Below are 16,879 nucleotides of genomic sequence, written 5' to 3' on the forward strand. Positions count from 1 at the left end.
CGCGTTCTCAGCGAATATATCTCTATATCGCGATAGGTAGATATTTATGGATCTGGAAGACTGGTCGACCCGCCTCAAGGTGTTCGCCGATGCCACCCGCGTGCGCCTGCTGGCGCTGCTGGAGCAGGAGGAACTGACCGTGGCCGAACTGTCGGCGATCACCCGGCTGGCACAGCCGCGGGTGTCCACCCACCTGGCGCGCCTGAAGGAAGCCGGCCTGGTCCGCGACCGCCGTGCGGGCGTGTCGGCCTATTACCGCTTCGACGAGGCCCAGCTGGACCCGGCGCAGCGTGCATTGTGGCATGCCTTGAGCAATGGAAGCGACGACCCGTTGCTGCGGCAGGACGCTGAACGTGTCGCCGCCGTGCTGGCCCACCGTGCCTCCGACCAGAACTGGGCCGACAGCGTGGCCGGCGACATGGAGCGCCACTATTCTCCCGGCCGCACCTGGGAAGCCCTCGCGCGTACCGCGTTGCCGCTGCTGGAGACCGGCGACGTGCTGGACATCGCCTCCGGTGACGGCGTGCTGGCCGAACTCGTCGCCCCGCATGCCAAGCGCTACATCTGCATCGATACCAGCGCGCGCGTGGTTGCCGCCGCCAGCGAGCGCCTGCGCCGCCTGCCCAATGTGGAAGTGCGCGAGGGCGACATGCATGCGCTGCCGTTCAAGGACGGCAGCTTCGACCTGGTGGTGCTGATGCATGCGCTGACCTACGCCAGCAAACCGGCGCAGGCGGTGACCGAAGCCGCGCGCGTGCTGCGCTCCGGCGGCCGCCTGCTGCTGTGCAGCCTGGCCCGCCACGAGCACAAGGCGGCGGTGGAGGCCTACGGCCACGTCAACCTCGGCTTCAGCGACAAGGAGCTGCGCAGGTTCGTCGACAAGGCCGGCCTGCAGGTGTCCAGCCTGGAGACGGTCACCCGCGAAAAGCGTCCGCCGCACTTCGAAGTGATTTCGCTGATCGCCAACAAGCCCTGAGCCCGAGATCGCCATGCCTGCCCTGCCCTGGTTGCATCCTGATCGTGCCAACGCCCTGCTCGACGCCCTGCGCGAGCGGATCCTGATCATCGACGGCGCGATGGGCACCATGATCCAGCGCCATGGCCTGCAGGAAGACGACTACCGCGGCGAGCGCTTCGCCGGTGGCTACGATCATGTGCATGGCCCCGCTTGCGACCACGCCGTGCAGGAAGGGCATGACCTGAAGGGCAACAACGATCTGCTGCTGCTGACCCGGCCGCAGATCGTCGCCGACATCCATACCGCCTACCTCGAAGCGGGCGCGGATCTGGTCGAGACCAACACGTTCAACGCCACGTCGGTCAGCCAGGCCGACTACCACCTCGAACACCTGGTGTACGAATTGAACAAGGCTGGCGCAGCGGTGGCACGCACCTGCTGCGATACAGTAGCCGCAACCACACCAGGCAAGCCACGCTTCGTGATCGGGGTGATCGGCCCGACCAGCCGCACCGCCTCGATCAGTCCCGATGTCAACGATCCGGGCTTTCGCAACACCAGCTTCGACGAGCTTCGCGACACGTACCGCGAAGCCATTGACGGCCTGATCGACGGCGGCGCCGACACCATCATGGTCGAGACCATCTTCGACACGCTCAATGCCAAGGCCGCGCTGTATGCACTGGAGGAGGCCTTCGATGCACGCGGCGCAAGGTTGCCCGTGATGATCTCCGGCACCATCACTGATGCCTCGGGACGCACGCTGTCCGGGCAGACCGCCGAGGCCTTCCACGCGTCGCTCGCGCATGCGCGCCCGTTGTCGATCGGCCTGAACTGCGCACTGGGTGCCGATGCGATGCGCCCGCACGTGGAAACCCTTTCGCAGGTCGCCGACTGCTACGTCAGCGCGCACCCCAACGCAGGCCTGCCCAATGCCTTCGGCGAGTACGACGAGACGCCCGAGGACATGGCCAGCACCCTGCGCGGTTTCGCCGAGGATGGCCTGTTGAACCTGGTCGGTGGCTGCTGTGGCTCCACCCCTGACCACATCCGCGCAATCGCCGAGGCCGTGGCCGGGCTGCCGCCGCGCGCCCTGCCCGGTGTCCAGGAGCAGGCCGCATGAATGTCGCCGCCACCGTTCCGCACTTCCCGCCCTATTGCTGTTGAGCTGACGCCTGCCATGACGCCTGTCCGCCCTACCCGCCTGTCCGGCCTGGAACCTCTGGTCATCACTCCGGACCTTCTGTTCATCAACGTCGGCGAGCGCACCAACGTCACCGGCAGCGCGCAGTTCCGCAAGCTGGTCAAGGAAGGCCGCTACGAAGAAGCGGTGGACGTGGCCCGCCAGCAGGTGGCCAGCGGCGCGCAGATCCTCGACGTCAACATGGACGAGGGCCTGATCGATTCGGAAGCGGCGATGACCCGCTACCTCAACCTGATCATGTCCGAGCCGGACATCGCCCGTATTCCGGTGATGGTCGACTCCTCCAAGTGGAGCGTGATCGAGGCCGGCCTGAAGTGCCTGCAGGGCAAGAGCGTGGTCAATTCGATTTCGCTGAAGGAAGGCGAGGCGCTGTTCCGCGAGCACGCGCGCAAGGTGCTGCGCTACGGTGCTGCCGCGGTGGTGATGGCATTCGACGAAAGCGGCCAGGCTGACACCTGCGCACGCAAGGTCGAGATCTGCACCCGCGCCTACCGCATCCTGGTCGACGAGATCGGCTTCCCACCGCAGGACATCATCTTCGACCCGAACATCTTCGCCGTCGCCACCGGCATCGAAGAGCACGACAACTATGCGGTGGACTTCATCGAAGCCACCCGCATCATCAAGCAGACGCTGCCGCACTGCCATGTGTCCGGCGGTGTTTCCAACGTCTCGTTCTCGTTCCGCGGCAACGAAACGGTGCGCCAGGCCATCCACTCGGTGTTCCTGTACCACGCCATTGCCGCCGGCATGGACATGGGCATCGTCAACGCCGGCGCCATGCCGATCTACGACGAACTGGAACCGGAACTGCGCGAGCGCGTGGAGGATGTGATCCTCAACCGCCGCAGCGATGCCACCGAGCGCCTGCTGGAAATCGCCGAGCGCTACAAGGGCAAGAAGGGCGCGGCGAAGACCGAAGACCTCGCCTGGCGCGAGAAGCCGGTGGCGCAGCGCCTGGCGCACGCGCTGGTGCACGGCCTGGATGCCTTCGTGGAAGAAGACACCGAACTGGCCCGGCAGGCGTCCAGCCGCCCGCTGGACGTGATCGAAGGTCCGTTGATGGATGGCATGAACGTGGTCGGCGACCTGTTCGGCGCCGGCAAGATGTTCCTGCCGCAGGTGGTGAAATCCGCGCGCGTGATGAAGAAGGCCGTGGCCTACCTGCTGCCCTACATCGAGGCCGAGAAGGCGCGCAGTGGCGACACCGCCAAGAGCAACGGCAAGATCATCATGGCCACGGTGAAGGGTGATGTGCATGACATCGGCAAGAACATCGTCGGCGTAGTCCTGGCCTGCAACAACTTCGAGGTGGTCGACCTTGGCGTGATGGTGCCGGCGCAGAAGATCCTCGATGCCGCGCGCGAGCACAACGCCGACCTGATCGGCCTGTCCGGCCTGATCACTCCATCACTGGAAGAGATGAGCCACGTGGCCCGGGAGATGCAGCGCCAGGGCTTCGACCTGCCGCTGCTGATCGGTGGAGCGACCACCTCGCGCGCGCACACCGCGCTGAAGATCGACCCACATTACAAGGCGCCCACGGTGTGGGTGAAGGACGCCTCGCGCGCGGTCGGCGTGGCCCAGTCGCTGATCTCGCGTGACCTGCGCGAGGCCTTCGTAGCCGCCAACGAGGCCGACTATGCCGAGATCCGCGCGCGCCATCGCAACCGTGGCGATGCCAAGCGCCTGGTTTCGCTGGAACACGCGCGTGGGCAGAAATTCCAGGGCGGCTGGGACACCTACACGCCGCCGGCACCGAACCAGCCCGGCCTGCACGTATTTGACGACTACCCGCTGGCCGAACTGGTCGACTACATCGACTGGACGCCGTTCTTCCAGGCCTGGGAGCTGGCCGGCAAGTTTCCGGCCATCCTCACCGACGAGATCGTCGGCACCCAGGCCAGCGATCTGTACAGGGACGCCCGCGCGATGCTCGAGCGCATCGTCAATGAGAAATGGCTGACCGCCAAGGCCGTGTTCGGCCTGTGGCCGGCCAACAGCATCGGCGACGACGTGCGCGTGCAGCACCCGCAGGGCGAGACCACCCTGCACTTCCTGCGCCAGCAGGTGGACAAGCCGGCCGAGCGCCCGGATTTCTGCCTGGCCGATTTCATCGCCCCGGCCGACAGCGGCAAGCAGGATTGGATCGGCGCCTTCGCCGTCACTGCCGGCATCGGCATCGACGCGCACGTAGCGCGCTTCGAAGCCGACCACGATGACTACAACGCGATTCTGCTGAAGGCCCTCGCCGATCGCTTCGCCGAAGCGCTGGCCGAGCGCATGCACCAGCGCGTGCGTACCGAATTCTGGGGCCATGAGCACGCCGAGACGCTGGACAACGAGGCGCTGATCGACGAGCAGTACCGTGGCATCCGCCCGGCGCCAGGGTACCCGGCATGCCCGGAGCACAGCGAGAAACGGCGCCTGTTCGACCTGCTGCAGGCCGAAGCCAACGCCGGCATGGAACTGACCGAGAGCTTTGCGATGCTGCCTACGGCGGCCGTTTCGGGCTACTACTTCAGCCATCCGCAGAGCCAGTACTTCGTGGTCGGCCGCCTCAGCCGCGAGCAGGTCAGCGACTACGCCCGCCGCAAGGGCGTGGACCGCGCCCAGGCCGAGCGCTGGCTGGCCTCCAACCTCGACTACGACCCCGAATGACACAAAAAGGGGACGGAGGGGATTAAGTCGTTTGTGCCCAAAACGACTTAATCCCCTCCGTCCCCTTTTCGCTTCATCATTGCGCTGGGCTTTGACGGTTTCTCGTCCGGTGTCGTTTGCCCTGGTCGGCGCACTGCTGTGCTTCTTCGCACCGAGCCTGCCACTGATCCGCGCACGCCGGAGCCGCTTCAAGGCCTGACGCCGGCGCCGGTCCTACTGCTGCAGCAGTACCTGCTGCAGCGACGGCAGCAGCACACGGTTGCCATGCGCGCTGAGGTGATCGCCATCGAAGAACAACGGCCGGCCATCGCGCTGCGCCGGGCACAGCACGTCATCACACAGCACCGGCATCGGATCCCACAGCACACCCCCTGGCAGGCCATCGACCACCTGCTGCAGGCTGCCCAGCATCGGCGCACGGAGCGTTTCCATCGCCTCACGCGTGCTGTCCAGGCCATTGCGGCAGATCTCGTTGCGCGCGTTGAAGCGGTCCGAACAGCGATACGGCGGCGCCGGCAGCACCGGTTTGGGCGCCTCCAGCACAATTCGCACACCGCGCTCGGCCAACGGTTTCCACTGGGTGATCGCCTCGGCCACTTCGGCCTCGCGTCCTGCAGTGGCTTCCGGGGTCAGCTCGCCCGCCAGCTGCGCCTGCGCATCGAACAATACGAACTGATCGGACAAGCGCGGTATCCGCAGCGACACCAGCACCACGGCATCACCTGGCTGCGCACGCTGCGTGACATCGGCGAGCATCGCTGCGTCGAAATCACTGCAACCGGCACCCGCGCCGCGCCACTTCTGCAGGCTCACCTGCGGGCATCCACCACGACCGTAGAGAATCACCTCCGAGCCACTCTCAAGCGCCAGCCGCTGCAGCAGCTCGATGTAGGCCATTGCATGCGAATCGCCAGCAACGAACACCTGCTTCGGCGCACCGGCAGGCACCGGCCGATCGCAGTCACCACGCGCATAGGTCCGCATGCTGCCACCTTCGAAGCGTCGCTTGGTGGTCACCAGGCTGCAGTCGGGATAGTCGCCTGCCACGCTCTTGCCGTTGGGATACCAGTCGCCGGGATGCCGACTGACCGTGCTCAGTGATATCCGCGGTGCCTGCAGGTACAGCAGCGTCTGGGTGCCGGCCGCGACCAGCAGCACAGCCGAACCTGCCAGTACCCAGCGACCCGGGCGCAGACGCTGCGCCAAGGGGCCCCGGAACGGTTGCTCCACCCAGCGCCACGACAATCACGACAGCAGCAGCACCAGCGCCATCGCAGCGCTCATCTGCAGGGGTGTCTGCAGGCCCACGGTCCAGCGCATCAGCACGAATACCGGCCAGTGCCACAGATACAGCGAGTACGACAGCAGGCCGATGGAGCGCATCGGCCTGCTGGCCAACAGGCGTGCCACCCAGGACCGGGGATGATGATGCAGCGCCCACAGCAGGCCTGCCGCCGCAAAGGTCGGCAGCAGGCCATCAGGCCACGGCGAACGTCCGGCCCGTGCGGTCCACAATGCCCAGCACAGCAAGGCCAGAGCCACCATCGCGAGCAGCGAGAACACGGGCGCAGCGCGCTTCAGTGCAATCGTCGTCACCGCATCCACTGGCTGGCGAACATGCAGCAGCTGGAACAGCAGTACGCCAACACCCAGTTGCCACAGCCGCGTAGTGGTGGCGTAGAACGCCCACGATGGCGGCGCCTCGTGCAGGCCCAGCACCGCCGAATGCAGCAGTGACGCCGCACTGACCACGGCAAACAGGCCAAGGCTGATCCAACGCCCGCGCACGCCGCGCGCCCAGGCCAGGAACAGCAGCGGGAACAGCAGGTAGAACTGCTCCTCCACGCCCAGCGACCAGGTATGGGTATAGGGATTGAATTCGGCCTTGGGCGCGAAATAGTCGTTGCCGATCAGCGCCAGCACCCAGTTGCTGAAGCCGAAGAATGCCATCAGCCCGGTCTTGTCACTGGCCTCGCTGAGCCAGGACTCGGGAATGAACAGCACGCTGCCGACAGCGGTCAACAGCAGGCAGCTGATCAGCGCAGGTGCGATGCGGCGGATGCGGCGCGAATAGAAGCGCAGCATCGACTGCCACAGCGACAACGGCGGCAGCCGGTGCACCGACGCGCTGACCACGAACCCGGAAATGACGAAGAACACGTCTACGCCGGTGAACCCGCCCGGCAACCAGGCCGGGTCCAGGTGGAACACGATGACGGCCAGCACGGCAATCGCGCGCAGGCCGTCAATGTGCGGCACGTAGCCACGGCTTGGATCAGCGGTCATCCCTTCCCCCCCAACCGCGGGGGCAGTGCCGTCCGCGGTGGTTGCGCCTTTACCAGACCAGGTCGTCCGGCACCTGGTACTGCGGGTCCGCGTACGGATCTTCCTCGGCCGGCGCATTCGGATCGACCTTCAGCGCCACCGAGGCGGCGAACACCGCCTCGGACTGTGCCAGCACGTCGGCCGTTACCAGCAGGTAGCGGCCATTGAGCTGGACCACACCCAGCTCACCGGCATTGAGCGCGGTCAGCTGTTCGGCGGTCACATAGATGCGCTTGATCTTGCCGCCATACGGGAAGTGGCGGGCGATGTCCGCTGCCTCGGCGTTGAGGCTCTTGTCCTTCAGCAGTTCTTCCAGCTTGGCCTTCGCCTCGCGGCGCACGCGTGCTTCTTCCTGCTTCAGGCGCTCGGTCTCGATGCGCTCTTCCTTCTCCCGCTGCGCCCGGATGGCATAGGCCTTGGCCAGATCCATCTCTTCGGTGCTGCGCGGCTTGCGCGGGCCCTGCTGGCCCTGGCCACCGCGCGCATGCCCGCCGGGCTTGCCCGCGCCATGGCCCTGCCCACGACGCTCACCGGGCTTGTGCTCGCCCTTGCCTGCGCCCTGCGGCTTTCCATTGCCGTTGCCGTTGCCACCCTTGCCCTGCGGGCGGCCATCACGGCGGGGGCCATCATTCTTGCGCTCGGGCTTGGGCGCGGGCCTGAAGCCCAGGCCCATCAGCTGGTCGCGGAGGGTATCGCTCATAGGATTCGGATCAGTAGTGCGGCGGCGGCGGTTCGCTCGCCGGATCGGAAGAATTCAGTGCGTTGCGGACCTTGCCCAGGTCTTCCAGCAGCACGCGCAGCACATCGGCGTTGCGCATGCCCTGCATGCGGGCATCAGCCAGCGCGTCGCTCAGCTCGGCCAGCGCCTGTTCCTGGAAGGACACGCGCATTTCCAGCTCGACCAGGCGCGCTTCCAGCGCCTGCTCGCGTTCAGTGGGCAGATCAGACATGCAACGAGCGCCCCCGGCCAATGCCGTAGTACGCAAGACCTGCGGCTTCCACTTCGCCCGGCTCATACAGGTTGCGGCCGTCGAACACCGCCGCATCCTTCAGCTGCTCGCGCAGCTTCTGGAAGTCGGGGCTGCGGAACTGCTTCCACTCGGTGACCACCACCAGCGCGTCGGCACCCTGCAGCGCTTCATCGGCACTGTTGCAGAACACCAGGTCATCGCGTTCGCCGAAGATGCGCTGCGACTCGTGCATCGCCTCCGGATCGTAGGCACGCACCGTCGCACCGCCTTCCCACAGCTGCGCCAGCAGTCGACGGCTGGAGGCCTCACGCATGTCGTCGGTGTTCGGCTTGAAGGCCAGACCCCATACGGCGAAGGTCTTTCCACGCACGCCCTCGTCCTCGCCCTTGTCGTAATGACGCTGGATGAGGGCAAACAGATGACCCTTCTGCGCATCGTTGACCGCTTCAACCGCATTGAGCAGCTTCGGCTCAAGGCCATACTGCTGGGCGGTACGGGCCAATGCCTGCACATCTTTGGGGAAGCACGAGCCGCCGTAACCGGCACCCGGATAGATGAAGTGCCAGCCGATGCGTGGATCCGAACCAATGCCCTGGCGGACCTGCTCGACATCGGCACCGACGCGTTCAGCGATGTTGGCGATTTCATTCATGAACGAAATCTTGGTCGCCAGCATCGCATTGGCGGCGTACTTGGTCAGTTCGGCCGAACGCACGTCCATTTCCACCACGCGGTCGTGGTTGCGGTTGAACGGCGCGTACAGGCGACGCATCACCGCCACCGACTCTTCGTTCGCCGCACCGATGATGATGCGGTCCGGGCGCATGCAGTCCGCAACCGCATCGCCTTCCTTCAGGAATTCCGGGTTGGACACCACGTCGAAGGCGATGTCCGCGCCACGCGCGGCCAGCTCTTCGGCAATGGCGGCACGCACCTTGTCGGCGGTGCCGACCGGCACCGTCGACTTGTTCACCACCACGGTCGGCACACTCATGTGCCGACCAATGGTTCGGGCTACGGCAAGCACGTATTGAAGATCGGCACTGCCATCCTCGTCCGGCGGCGTACCAACGGCGATGAACACCACCTGGCCATGATCGATGGCGGCCGCGGCATCCGTGGTGAACGCCAGCCGCGCTGCGGCATGGTTGGCCTTCACCATCGGCTCCAGGCCGGGTTCATAGATCGGGATGATGCCCTGGTTGAGGCCATCCACCTTGGCCTGGTCGATATCGACACAGACCACCTGATGACCAACATCGGCCAGGCAGGTACCGGTCACCAGTCCAACGTAGCCGGTACCAAAAATCGCAACGCGCATATCCGTATTCGCTCCTGAATGACTTACGGCAGAACGCCCAGCAGCTCGACGTCGAACGTCAGAGTCGCGTTCGGGCCGATCGGGCCGCCCGGGGTGCCGTTCTCACCGTAGGCGAGTTCGCCCGGGATCCAGAAGCGGTACTTCGAACCGACCGGCATCAGCGCGACGCCTTCGGTCCAGCCCTTGATCACCTGGTCCAGACCGAACTCGGCCGGCTGGCGGCCGTAGGAACTGTCGAACACGGTGCCGTTGAGCAGCTTGCCTTCGTAGTTCACGCGCACCTTGCTGCTCGGCAGCGGGCGCTCGCCGCTACCCGGGCGGATCACCTGGTACTGCAGGCCCGACGAGGTGGTCACCACGCCCGGCTGGGTCTTGTTCTTGGCCAGGAATGCGTTGCCTTCCGTGCGGTTGGTCTGCGCAGCCTGGGCGGCCTTGGCCTGCATTTCAGCCTGCTTGGCACCCATGAAGGCCTGGATGGTGGCGGTCGCGTCAGCTTCCGTCATCTTCGGCTGGCCCTTGGTCAGGCCGGTGCTGATTGCGTCAAACAACGAGGCGACATCGATATCGTCCTTCAGCTGCGCCAGCGACGGACCCACCGAGTAGGAGCCGATCATCTGCGACACCTTGACGCGGTCGACCTTCGGCGGCTGCGAGCCCGGTGCCACGCCCGGCACCTGCTGGCCGCTGCGGGCCATCACGACCTGGCGCAGGGCGGCATCGGTGGCCTTGGCCTGTTCCTGGGTGATCTGCGGCTGCAGGCCCTCGAACGAACGCTCAACGGCGGTGCGCAGGGCGGCCACATCGATCTCATCGGCGATCGGGGTGAACGACTTGGCGACATCAAGGCCGATGGCGTAGCCGAGCTTCTGCTTGGGGGAATTCAAGGTTGCGGTCTCCTTGGCGGCTGCGGGGGCAGCCGGTTGTTGCGACAGAGCGACACCCGAAGTGCCCATCGCCAGAATCAGAACCGACGCCGCGGCGCCGCGCATTCCCATCTTCATTCGCTGCATTCCTGGAAGTGTCTGGGCGCCGACGTCGGCGCGAAAAGAAACATTGTCGCACGCATGCCGTCGATGTCGAGGCATGCGTGCTGGATATCAATGCGTGGCAGCTGCCGCCAGCGCCTTGTCGATGGCCGCGGTCAGCTGCGGATCGTCCGGCGTCACCTTGCTGGCGAACTGGGCAATGACCTTGCCATCGCGGCCCACGAGGTACTTGTGGAAGTTCCAGGCCGGCGCAACGCCGGTCGCTGCGGTCAACCGCTGGTACAGCGGCGTGGCCTGCGTGCCGACCACATGCACCTTCTCGAACATCGGGAACTTGACGCCGTAGGTCAGGGTGCAGAAGTCCTGGATCTGCTTCTCGTCACCCGGTTCCTGGCCCTTGAAGTCATTGGAAGGAAAGCCCAGCACCGCAAAACCGCGGCCTGCATAGCGCTTCTGCAGCGCCTCCAGCCCTTCGTACTGCGGCGTGTAGCCACACTTGCTGGCGGTGTTGACCACCAGCAGCACCTGCCCGTGATAGCGCTGCTGCAGATTCACCTGCTGCTTGCTGGCCAACGGCCGGTATTCCAGATCGAGCAGGTCGGCCGCCAGCGCACTGGCGGAACCGGCGGCGCCGGCCACCATCAGGGCCAGCAGGGACAGGCCGCGCAGGCGGCACGGGGAAACGGTCGGCAGGGGCATCAGAGGCGGTCCGCGGTAGCCATTCACAAGGCCCGGCCAGTGCTGGCCGGGAATCGGCCGAACTATAGCACCGGGCTCCGCAGCCCCTGATGGCACAGGTCCCCCCCGGGCTTTGCGCGGCGTGGCGAATGTGCTGCCCGGGCGCCATCGAAGGCGCAGTGATGACATAGCATGGACATCACTGAATGGAAGGCCGCCCCGAAAAGCCCCCTGCAGAAGATTCATTTCCCTTTTAAATCAATCGACTAGAGGGATGTTTCAGCAATCTGACCACCCCTGCCATCAGTTGGGGACGGCAAGGGGTTGCACGTAGGCGTGCCGGTGTTATAGTTGCATACAACACCAGTCACCTGAGACAGGGGGAAGCCATGAACGTCCGGATCCGTCGCAACCTCACCGCACCCGCGGCCGTCGCTGTTTCGACCCTGCTCGTGCTGGCCTGGTGGGCCACGCCCACCGCCCCTGTTTCCGCCGCTGCTGAAAGTGCGCAGGACGCGACTCTCTCCCCCGCAGGGAACGCCCCCTCCTCCTCCCCCCCTCCCCCGCGTCGGCTGCACAGCGCGCTGTCCATGCCGTATTTCTCGTTCGCCCAGCCGCTGACCCCACGGAGCTGAATATGAGCGACATCCAGTGGAGCGACGGCGCTCCCATCTACCGTCAGTTGAAGGAGCGCGTGATCGCCATGATGCTCGACGGAATCCTCAAGCCGGGCGATGCCCTGCCTTCGGTGCGCCAGGTGGCCGCCGACTATCAACTCAACCCCATCACCGTTTCGCGCGCTTACCAGGAGCTGGCCGACGAAGGCCTGGTCGAGAAGCGCCGCGGCCTGGGCATGTTCATGACCGAGCAGGCGGCCACGCAGCTGCGCAGCAGCGAGCGCGACCGTTTCCTCAACGAAGAATGGCCGGCGGTTCTGGAGCGCATCCAGCGCCTGGGCCTGAGCCTCGACGAATTGCTGCCCCAGGGGAAAGTCTGATGAATAGCACTGCAAGTGAGTCGGTCATCACCGCCCGAGGCCTGCGCAAGGCCTACAAGACCACGGTCGCCCTCGACAACGCCAGTTTCAGCATTCCAAGCGGACGCATCGTCGGCCTGATCGGGCCCAATGGCGCCGGCAAGACCACCGCGCTGAAGGCCATTCTTGGGCTGACCTCGGTGGAGGGTGAACTGAGCGTGCTCGGCCGCGACCCGCGACTGCACCGCGACGAACTGATGAACGATATCTGCTTCATCGCCGACGTCGCCGTGCTGCCGCGCTGGCTGAAGGTGCGCGAGGCGATCGATTTCGTGGCCGGCGTCCACCCGCGCTTCGACCGCGCCCGCTGCGAGCGCTTCCTGGCCAACACCAAGCTGCAGCCGAAGCAGCGCGTGCGCGAGCTGTCCAAGGGCATGATCGTGCAGCTGCACCTGGCGCTGGTGATGGCCATCGATGCCCGCATCCTGGTGCTGGACGAGCCGACCCTCGGCCTGGACATCCTGTACCGCAAGGAGTTCTACCAGCGCCTGCTGGAAGACTACTTCGACGAACAGAAAACCATCATCGTCACCACCCACCAGGTGGAGGAGATCGAGCACATCCTCAGCGACGTGATGTTCATCCGCGATGGCCGCATCGTGCTCGACGCGGAAATGGACGACGTCGGCCAGCGCTATACCGAGCTGCTGGTCAATGCCGACCAGCTGGACACCGCGCGCGCCCTGAAGCCGATCGACGAGCGCAGCCTGGCGTTCGGCAAGACGGTGATGCTGTTCGATGGCGTGCCGCGCACCCAGCTTTCCTCTCTCGGCGAGACCCGCATCCCGGGCCTGGCCGACCTGTTCGTCGCCATCATGAAGGGGACCTACGCATGAATGCCGTCAACCACCCCATCAGCCCGATCGGCACCCTGCGCTGGCTGCTCAAGCGCGAGTACTGGGAGAACCGCGGCGGCTTCCTGTATGCCCCGTTAATCGCGGGCCTGATCTCACTGGTGATGAGCATCGCCGGCATTGCCTTCGGCCTGTTCGCGCTGAACCGTGCAGCACGCGACGGCGGCCTGCACATCGATGGCGAGAACGTGAACATCAACGGCCTGAACCTGGCCCTGCTCACCCGTGACATCAGTGCCAAGGACCTTGCTGATCTTGGCAACGGCCTGGATCTGACTCTGGTACTCAGTTCAAGCTGGCCGTTCGTGGTGCTGGCCTTCGTCGTGTTCTTCTACTGCCTGGGCGCCCTCTACGACGATCGTCGTGACCGCAGCATCCTGTTCTGGAAGTCGTTGCCGCTGTCGGACACGCAGACCGTGCTGTCCAAGGTGATCAGCGCACTGATCGTGGCACCATTGATCGCGGTCATCGCCGGCATCCTCACCATGTTCGGCTTCATGCTGATCATCAGTGCCGTCGCGCTGCTGCACGGTGGCAGCCCGATGACCCTGATCTGGGGCCCGGCCAGCCCGCTGACCCTGGCCGCTGGACACCTGGCCTGGATTCCGGTCTATGCCCTGTGGACCCTGCCCACCGCCGGCTGGCTGCTGCTGTGCTCGGCATGGGCCAGGAGCAAGCCGTTCCTGTGGGCGGTAATGTTGCCGCTGTTTGCCGGCATCATTGTCAGCTCCACCAAGATGATGCCGCTGTTCGGCCTGACCACCGGCTGGTTCTGGCAGAACATCGTCGGCCGCCTGCTGCTGGGCGGCGTGCCCGGCATGGACCTGCTGTATCGCCTCGGCGCCGACGAAGCATCGCGCCGCGATCTGGACTCGGTCGTCAGCCTGATGTCCCCCGCCTCGCAGCTGAAGTCGCTGGCGATGCCGGAGCTGTGGATCGGCGCCGTCGTCGGTGCAGTGTTCATCTTCCTTGCCATCCGCCTGCGCAAGCGCGCCGGCGAGATCTGATCCCATCCATCCGGAGGCACCACCCATGCGTTCTTTGCTCGCCTGTTCTGCGTTGTTGCTGTTGCCGTTGTCGGCGCTGGCCGCCGATGCTCCGAACTGCAAGTTCACTGCCGCCCGCGCACTGAAGCTGGACGTGGCTGGTGCCAGGACGGTGGTGTTCGAGGTCAATCAGCATGACCTGAAGGTGGTCGCCAGCGCTGGCGGCGGCCAGCTGGACGGCCGCGCCTGCGCGTCCAGCCAGGAATGGCTGGACCAGCTGGTGCTGGAGCAGCGCAAGGTCGGCGACAAGCTGGTGGTGAGCCTGCGCCGCGACGGCCGCCAAAGCGGCATCAGCCTGGGCAACAGCTACGCCTGGCTGGATATCCGTGGCAGCGTGCCGGACAACATGCCGCTGCAGTTCAAGATCGGCTCGGGCGATGCCAGCGTGGAGAACGCACAGTCGCTGAGCGTGGACGTGGGTTCCGGTGATGCCGTGGTCCGCGGTACCCGCGGCAGCATCCACGCTGCAGTGGGTTCGGGCGACCTCAACATCGATGGCGGCAGCTCCCTGAATCTGCTGTCGCTGGGTTCCGGTGACGTCACCGTACGCAACATCAGCGGCGATGCCAGCACCGGTACCGTCGGCTCCGGTGACCTGAAGATCAGCGATGTGCGTGGCAACGCGCGGCTGGATACCGTGGGCTCGGGTGATATCGAGTTCAAGCGCGTGCAGGGCAGCGTTGAAGTGGGCGTGGTCGGCTCCGGCGGGGTCGATCTGGCCGACATCGGTGGCAATGTGCATGTCCGCAGCCACGGCTCGGGCGACATCAACGTCGACGGCGTGCGCGGCACCCTGACCGTCGACCACAGCGGCAGCGGTGACGTCGATCATCGCAACGTCAGCGGCCGGGTCACTCTGCCGCGCAGCAAGTAAACCCTCTTCCAGACACTACCAGGGGAACACCATGAACCTGTTGCGCCTGTTGCCCGCTGTGCTGCTGTCCCTGCCGCTGATCGCCTGCGGCGGCACGTCGTCAGCACCCGACAAGACCGTTGGCAAGAACGTGGCCGAAGCCACAGGCGGCGTCGGCGAGACCGTCAGGAACGCGATGGACGATGCCCGCAAGGATATCGCCCAGGGCAACATCAAGATCTCGGCGGACAAGCAGCCGCGTGCGGAGATCACGCCGGATGGCCGCCTGCTGATCGCGGGCAAGGAGATCGCCGCCAACGATATCCAGCGCCGTCATCTGCAGGACTACCGCGGCCACGTGGTCGCCATCGCGATGGACGGCATGGATGTCGGCCTGGCCGGCGCCAAACTGGGTGCCAGTGCTGCCGGCGAAGCGCTGAAGGGCATTTTCAGCGGCGACAGCGAAGGTGTCGAAAAGCGCATCAATGCCGAAGCCGAGAAGATCGAAGCCCAGGCCAAGCGCATCTGCGACCGCCTTCCGGCGATGCTGGCCAGCCAGCAGGCGCTCGCACGTGAACTGCCGGCATTCAAGCCCTACGCGACCATGGACCAGAGCGACGTGGACGACTGCGGCAAGGACACCGTGGTCCAGCGCTAGGCCTGTGACAGATCAGCGCACCCGGCCGGCAGCGGCGTCCAGCTGCCGGCCGTAGTGCGCCGCCCGGCTTACAATAGCGGCCCCGGACGCCCCCGAACCGAATGTCATGAAGAAGCTGTTTCTGCTGTTGACCGCCCTGCTCTGCCTCGGCCTGGCCGGCTGTGACCAGGAGTACCGCAACCACCGCGCCGAGCGTGGCAAACCCAAGATTTCCGTAAGCGAAGGCATGGTCACCGTGCGTCGCCCGCCCGCGCCGAACATCATCATCCTCGCCGACGGAACGATGAAGATGGACGAGATCCAGATTCCGCTGGACGACGGGCAGAAACAGATGCTGCAGACCATGTTCGGCAAGCTGCAGGTGCTGCGCCAGAACACCCTGGTGGCCGCACCGGCCGATCCGAACATGCAGCCGGTGAAGATCCAACCGCCGGAGGGCATGGTCGTGATTCCGGCGGACCTGATCCAGCGCATCCCGGAGTTCAAGGATTACACCGACACCTTCGGCAACATCGTCGCCGACCGTCGCTGAAAAAAAACGCCGCCCAAAGGGCGGCGTTTCTGCTTTCTGTAGAGTCGAGATCCTATGTTCGTGGTCAAGCCTGCTGGAAGCAGGCTTGACCCACCTTCAGCATGGCCGGATCGAAGTCCCGGCCGCTTTTGAAGACACCCCAGGCGATCCTGGCCAGCTTTCTGGCCAGGATGTTGAAGACGGCGGTGCTGGGGTGACCGCGTTTTGACAGCTCGTCGTAGAGCGGTTGCCCCCGACGACACCGCTTGAGCCCCATGGCGGCCATGTAGAGCATCTGGCGCAGCACTGGCGCGCCCTGTTTGGACAGCCGACGCCGTCCCGTTCTGCCGCCAGACTCGTTGGGCCGGGGATCCAGGCCCGTGCAGGCGATCCACGCGTTGGCGTTGGCCAACGGCCAGCGCGTCATGTAGTAGATCAGGTGAGCGGCGACAGCGGGGCCGATACCAGGGATGGTCAACAGGCGCTTGTAGAGCGTGCCATGCTCTCCATCGCGACCCAAGCGCTGCAGTTCGCTTTCCAGCTCGGACAGCGTCCCAGCCAGAGCGCAGAACAGATCTGACAGCTCCCCGGGGGCACTTTTGCTTACCCCGAAGGATTGCTCCAGGCGCGCGCGTGTCTTTACCAGCGTCTGCCGCTTGCGCAGCAAATCGTGCATCTGCTGCTGCTCATCGGTACGCGGTACGTATTCACGCAGGCGATCGTTCTCCTTCTTCACGTATCGGGCGATCGCTTCGGCGTCCATGGCGTCCGTCTTGCCACGCGAGCCCGTCGCCCGGCCGTAGTGCTTGATCAGACG

The 16,879-nt window shown here is 65.4% G+C and carries 16 protein-coding genes and 1 pseudogene; 10 read left to right on the top strand and 7 right to left on the bottom strand.

What is annotated here, in order from left to right; all coding sequences use genetic code 11:
- Positions 1 to 46 precede the first annotated feature (46 nt).
- From ACX9OT_RS09355 to metH, 3 genes are read left to right on the top strand one after another with little or no spacing between them, the layout of a single operon-like run.
- On the top strand, positions 47 to 976 hold the full coding sequence (locus ACX9OT_RS09355; protein WP_032127664.1) for an ArsR/SmtB family transcription factor: 930 nt from the start codon (positions 47 to 49) through the stop codon (positions 974 to 976).
- A gap of 13 nt (positions 977 to 989) precedes the next feature.
- Positions 990 to 2,081 carry a homocysteine S-methyltransferase family protein gene (locus ACX9OT_RS09360; protein WP_049422067.1) on the top strand — a complete coding sequence of 364 codons (1,092 nt, stop codon included), beginning with the start codon at positions 990 to 992 and terminating at the stop codon, positions 2,079 to 2,081.
- A 57-nt stretch (positions 2,082 to 2,138) separates the two neighbouring features.
- Complete coding sequence (metH, locus tag ACX9OT_RS09365; protein WP_459001802.1) at positions 2,139 to 4,823, top strand: methionine synthase; 2,685 nt, start codon at positions 2,139 to 2,141, stop codon at positions 4,821 to 4,823.
- A gap of 213 nt (positions 4,824 to 5,036) precedes the next feature.
- On the opposite strand, the pseudogene ACX9OT_RS09370 reads toward metH, so the two are convergent.
- The 6 genes and pseudogenes from ACX9OT_RS09370 to ACX9OT_RS09395 all read right to left on the bottom strand — a co-directional run bounded on the left by ACX9OT_RS09370 (position 5,037) and on the right by ACX9OT_RS09395 (position 11,125).
- Positions 5,037 to 7,109: pseudogene (locus tag ACX9OT_RS09370) on the bottom strand (acyltransferase family protein).
- Positions 7,110 to 7,158: 49 nt separating this feature from the next.
- Positions 7,159 to 7,848, bottom strand: a complete 690-nt coding sequence (locus ACX9OT_RS09375; RefSeq protein ID WP_459001804.1) for a DUF2058 domain-containing protein — start codon at positions 7,846 to 7,848, stop codon at positions 7,159 to 7,161.
- 10 nt (positions 7,849 to 7,858) lie between these two features.
- A complete protein-coding gene (locus tag ACX9OT_RS09380; protein WP_019660397.1) occupies positions 7,859 to 8,098 on the bottom strand; it encodes a SlyX family protein in 240 nt (79 codons plus the stop codon).
- Positions 8,091 to 9,440: a UDP-glucose dehydrogenase family protein gene (locus ACX9OT_RS09385; RefSeq protein WP_032127659.1), complete on the bottom strand. Its 1,350-nt coding sequence runs from the start codon at positions 9,438 to 9,440 to the stop codon at positions 8,091 to 8,093. Before ACX9OT_RS09385 ends, ACX9OT_RS09380 begins: the two co-directional genes overlap by 8 nt.
- 23 nt (positions 9,441 to 9,463) lie before the next feature.
- Complete coding sequence (locus ACX9OT_RS09390; protein WP_019337358.1) at positions 9,464 to 10,441, bottom strand: FKBP-type peptidyl-prolyl cis-trans isomerase; 978 nt, start codon at positions 10,439 to 10,441, stop codon at positions 9,464 to 9,466.
- Positions 10,442 to 10,537: 96 nt separating this feature from the next.
- Positions 10,538 to 11,125 (bottom strand): glutathione peroxidase, encoded by a 588-nt coding sequence (locus ACX9OT_RS09395; protein ID WP_019337359.1) that lies wholly within the window; start codon positions 11,123 to 11,125, stop codon positions 10,538 to 10,540.
- A gap of 368 nt (positions 11,126 to 11,493) precedes the next feature.
- Here ACX9OT_RS09395 and ACX9OT_RS09400 point away from each other — a divergent pair, with 368 nt between their 5' ends.
- The 7 genes from ACX9OT_RS09400 to ACX9OT_RS09430 all read left to right on the top strand — a co-directional run bounded on the left by ACX9OT_RS09400 (position 11,494) and on the right by ACX9OT_RS09430 (position 16,083).
- Positions 11,494 to 11,739: a hypothetical protein gene (locus tag ACX9OT_RS09400; RefSeq protein ID WP_080355172.1), complete on the top strand. Its 246-nt coding sequence runs from the start codon at positions 11,494 to 11,496 to the stop codon at positions 11,737 to 11,739.
- Between the two features lie 2 nt (positions 11,740 to 11,741).
- Positions 11,742 to 12,101, top strand: coding sequence for a GntR family transcriptional regulator (locus tag ACX9OT_RS09405; protein WP_006453095.1), 360 nt, complete (start codon positions 11,742 to 11,744; stop codon positions 12,099 to 12,101).
- On the top strand, positions 12,101 to 12,976 hold the full coding sequence (locus ACX9OT_RS09410; protein WP_032130455.1) for an ABC transporter ATP-binding protein: 876 nt from the start codon (positions 12,101 to 12,103) through the stop codon (positions 12,974 to 12,976). The genes ACX9OT_RS09405 and ACX9OT_RS09410 overlap by 1 nt, the downstream gene beginning before the upstream one ends.
- Positions 12,973 to 14,001 carry an ABC-2 transporter permease gene (locus ACX9OT_RS09415; protein ID WP_049463148.1) on the top strand — a complete coding sequence of 343 codons (1,029 nt, stop codon included), beginning with the start codon at positions 12,973 to 12,975 and terminating at the stop codon, positions 13,999 to 14,001. The genes ACX9OT_RS09410 and ACX9OT_RS09415 overlap by 4 nt, the downstream gene beginning before the upstream one ends.
- Before the next feature lie 25 nt (positions 14,002 to 14,026).
- Positions 14,027 to 14,914 carry a DUF4097 family beta strand repeat-containing protein gene (locus ACX9OT_RS09420; protein WP_032130457.1) on the top strand — a complete coding sequence of 296 codons (888 nt, stop codon included), beginning with the start codon at positions 14,027 to 14,029 and terminating at the stop codon, positions 14,912 to 14,914.
- A 31-nt stretch (positions 14,915 to 14,945) separates the two neighbouring features.
- Positions 14,946 to 15,551, top strand: a complete 606-nt coding sequence (locus tag ACX9OT_RS09425) for a YggN family protein (RefSeq protein WP_132810470.1) — start codon at positions 14,946 to 14,948, stop codon at positions 15,549 to 15,551.
- 106 nt (positions 15,552 to 15,657) lie between these two features.
- Positions 15,658 to 16,083 (top strand): hypothetical protein, encoded by a 426-nt coding sequence (locus tag ACX9OT_RS09430; protein ID WP_032130459.1) that lies wholly within the window; start codon positions 15,658 to 15,660, stop codon positions 16,081 to 16,083.
- A 64-nt stretch (positions 16,084 to 16,147) separates the two neighbouring features.
- On the opposite strand, the gene ACX9OT_RS09435 is transcribed toward ACX9OT_RS09430, so the two are convergent.
- Positions 16,148 to 16,879, bottom strand: a 732-nt coding sequence (locus ACX9OT_RS09435; protein ID WP_459001809.1) for an IS110 family transposase, incomplete at its 5' end; no start/stop codon positions are given.

This window comes from Stenotrophomonas genospecies 3 (assembly GCF_054473855.1).

Coding starts and splice junctions, on each gene's coding strand:
- ACX9OT_RS09395 (WP_019337359.1), bottom strand. CDS start 11,125: ATGCCCCTGCCGACCGTTTCCCCGTGCCGCCTGCGCGGCCTGTCCCTG.
- ACX9OT_RS09405 (WP_006453095.1), top strand. CDS start 11,742: ATGAGCGACATCCAGTGGAGCGACGGCGCTCCCATCTACCGTCAGTTG.
- ACX9OT_RS09360 (WP_049422067.1), top strand. CDS start 990: ATGCCTGCCCTGCCCTGGTTGCATCCTGATCGTGCCAACGCCCTGCTC.
- ACX9OT_RS09430 (WP_032130459.1), top strand. CDS start 15,658: ATGAAGAAGCTGTTTCTGCTGTTGACCGCCCTGCTCTGCCTCGGCCTG.
- ACX9OT_RS09375 (WP_459001804.1), bottom strand. CDS start 7,848: ATGAGCGATACCCTCCGCGACCAGCTGATGGGCCTGGGCTTCAGGCCC.
- ACX9OT_RS09400 (WP_080355172.1), top strand. CDS start 11,494: ATGAACGTCCGGATCCGTCGCAACCTCACCGCACCCGCGGCCGTCGCT.
- metH (WP_459001802.1), top strand. CDS start 2,139: ATGACGCCTGTCCGCCCTACCCGCCTGTCCGGCCTGGAACCTCTGGTC.
- ACX9OT_RS09385 (WP_032127659.1), bottom strand. CDS start 9,440: ATGCGCGTTGCGATTTTTGGTACCGGCTACGTTGGACTGGTGACCGGT.
- ACX9OT_RS09380 (WP_019660397.1), bottom strand. CDS start 8,098: ATGTCTGATCTGCCCACTGAACGCGAGCAGGCGCTGGAAGCGCGCCTG.
- ACX9OT_RS09410 (WP_032130455.1), top strand. CDS start 12,101: ATGAATAGCACTGCAAGTGAGTCGGTCATCACCGCCCGAGGCCTGCGC.
- ACX9OT_RS09420 (WP_032130457.1), top strand. CDS start 14,027: ATGCGTTCTTTGCTCGCCTGTTCTGCGTTGTTGCTGTTGCCGTTGTCG.
- ACX9OT_RS09425 (WP_132810470.1), top strand. CDS start 14,946: ATGAACCTGTTGCGCCTGTTGCCCGCTGTGCTGCTGTCCCTGCCGCTG.
- ACX9OT_RS09390 (WP_019337358.1), bottom strand. CDS start 10,441: ATGAAGATGGGAATGCGCGGCGCCGCGGCGTCGGTTCTGATTCTGGCG.
- ACX9OT_RS09355 (WP_032127664.1), top strand. CDS start 47: ATGGATCTGGAAGACTGGTCGACCCGCCTCAAGGTGTTCGCCGATGCC.
- ACX9OT_RS09415 (WP_049463148.1), top strand. CDS start 12,973: ATGAATGCCGTCAACCACCCCATCAGCCCGATCGGCACCCTGCGCTGG.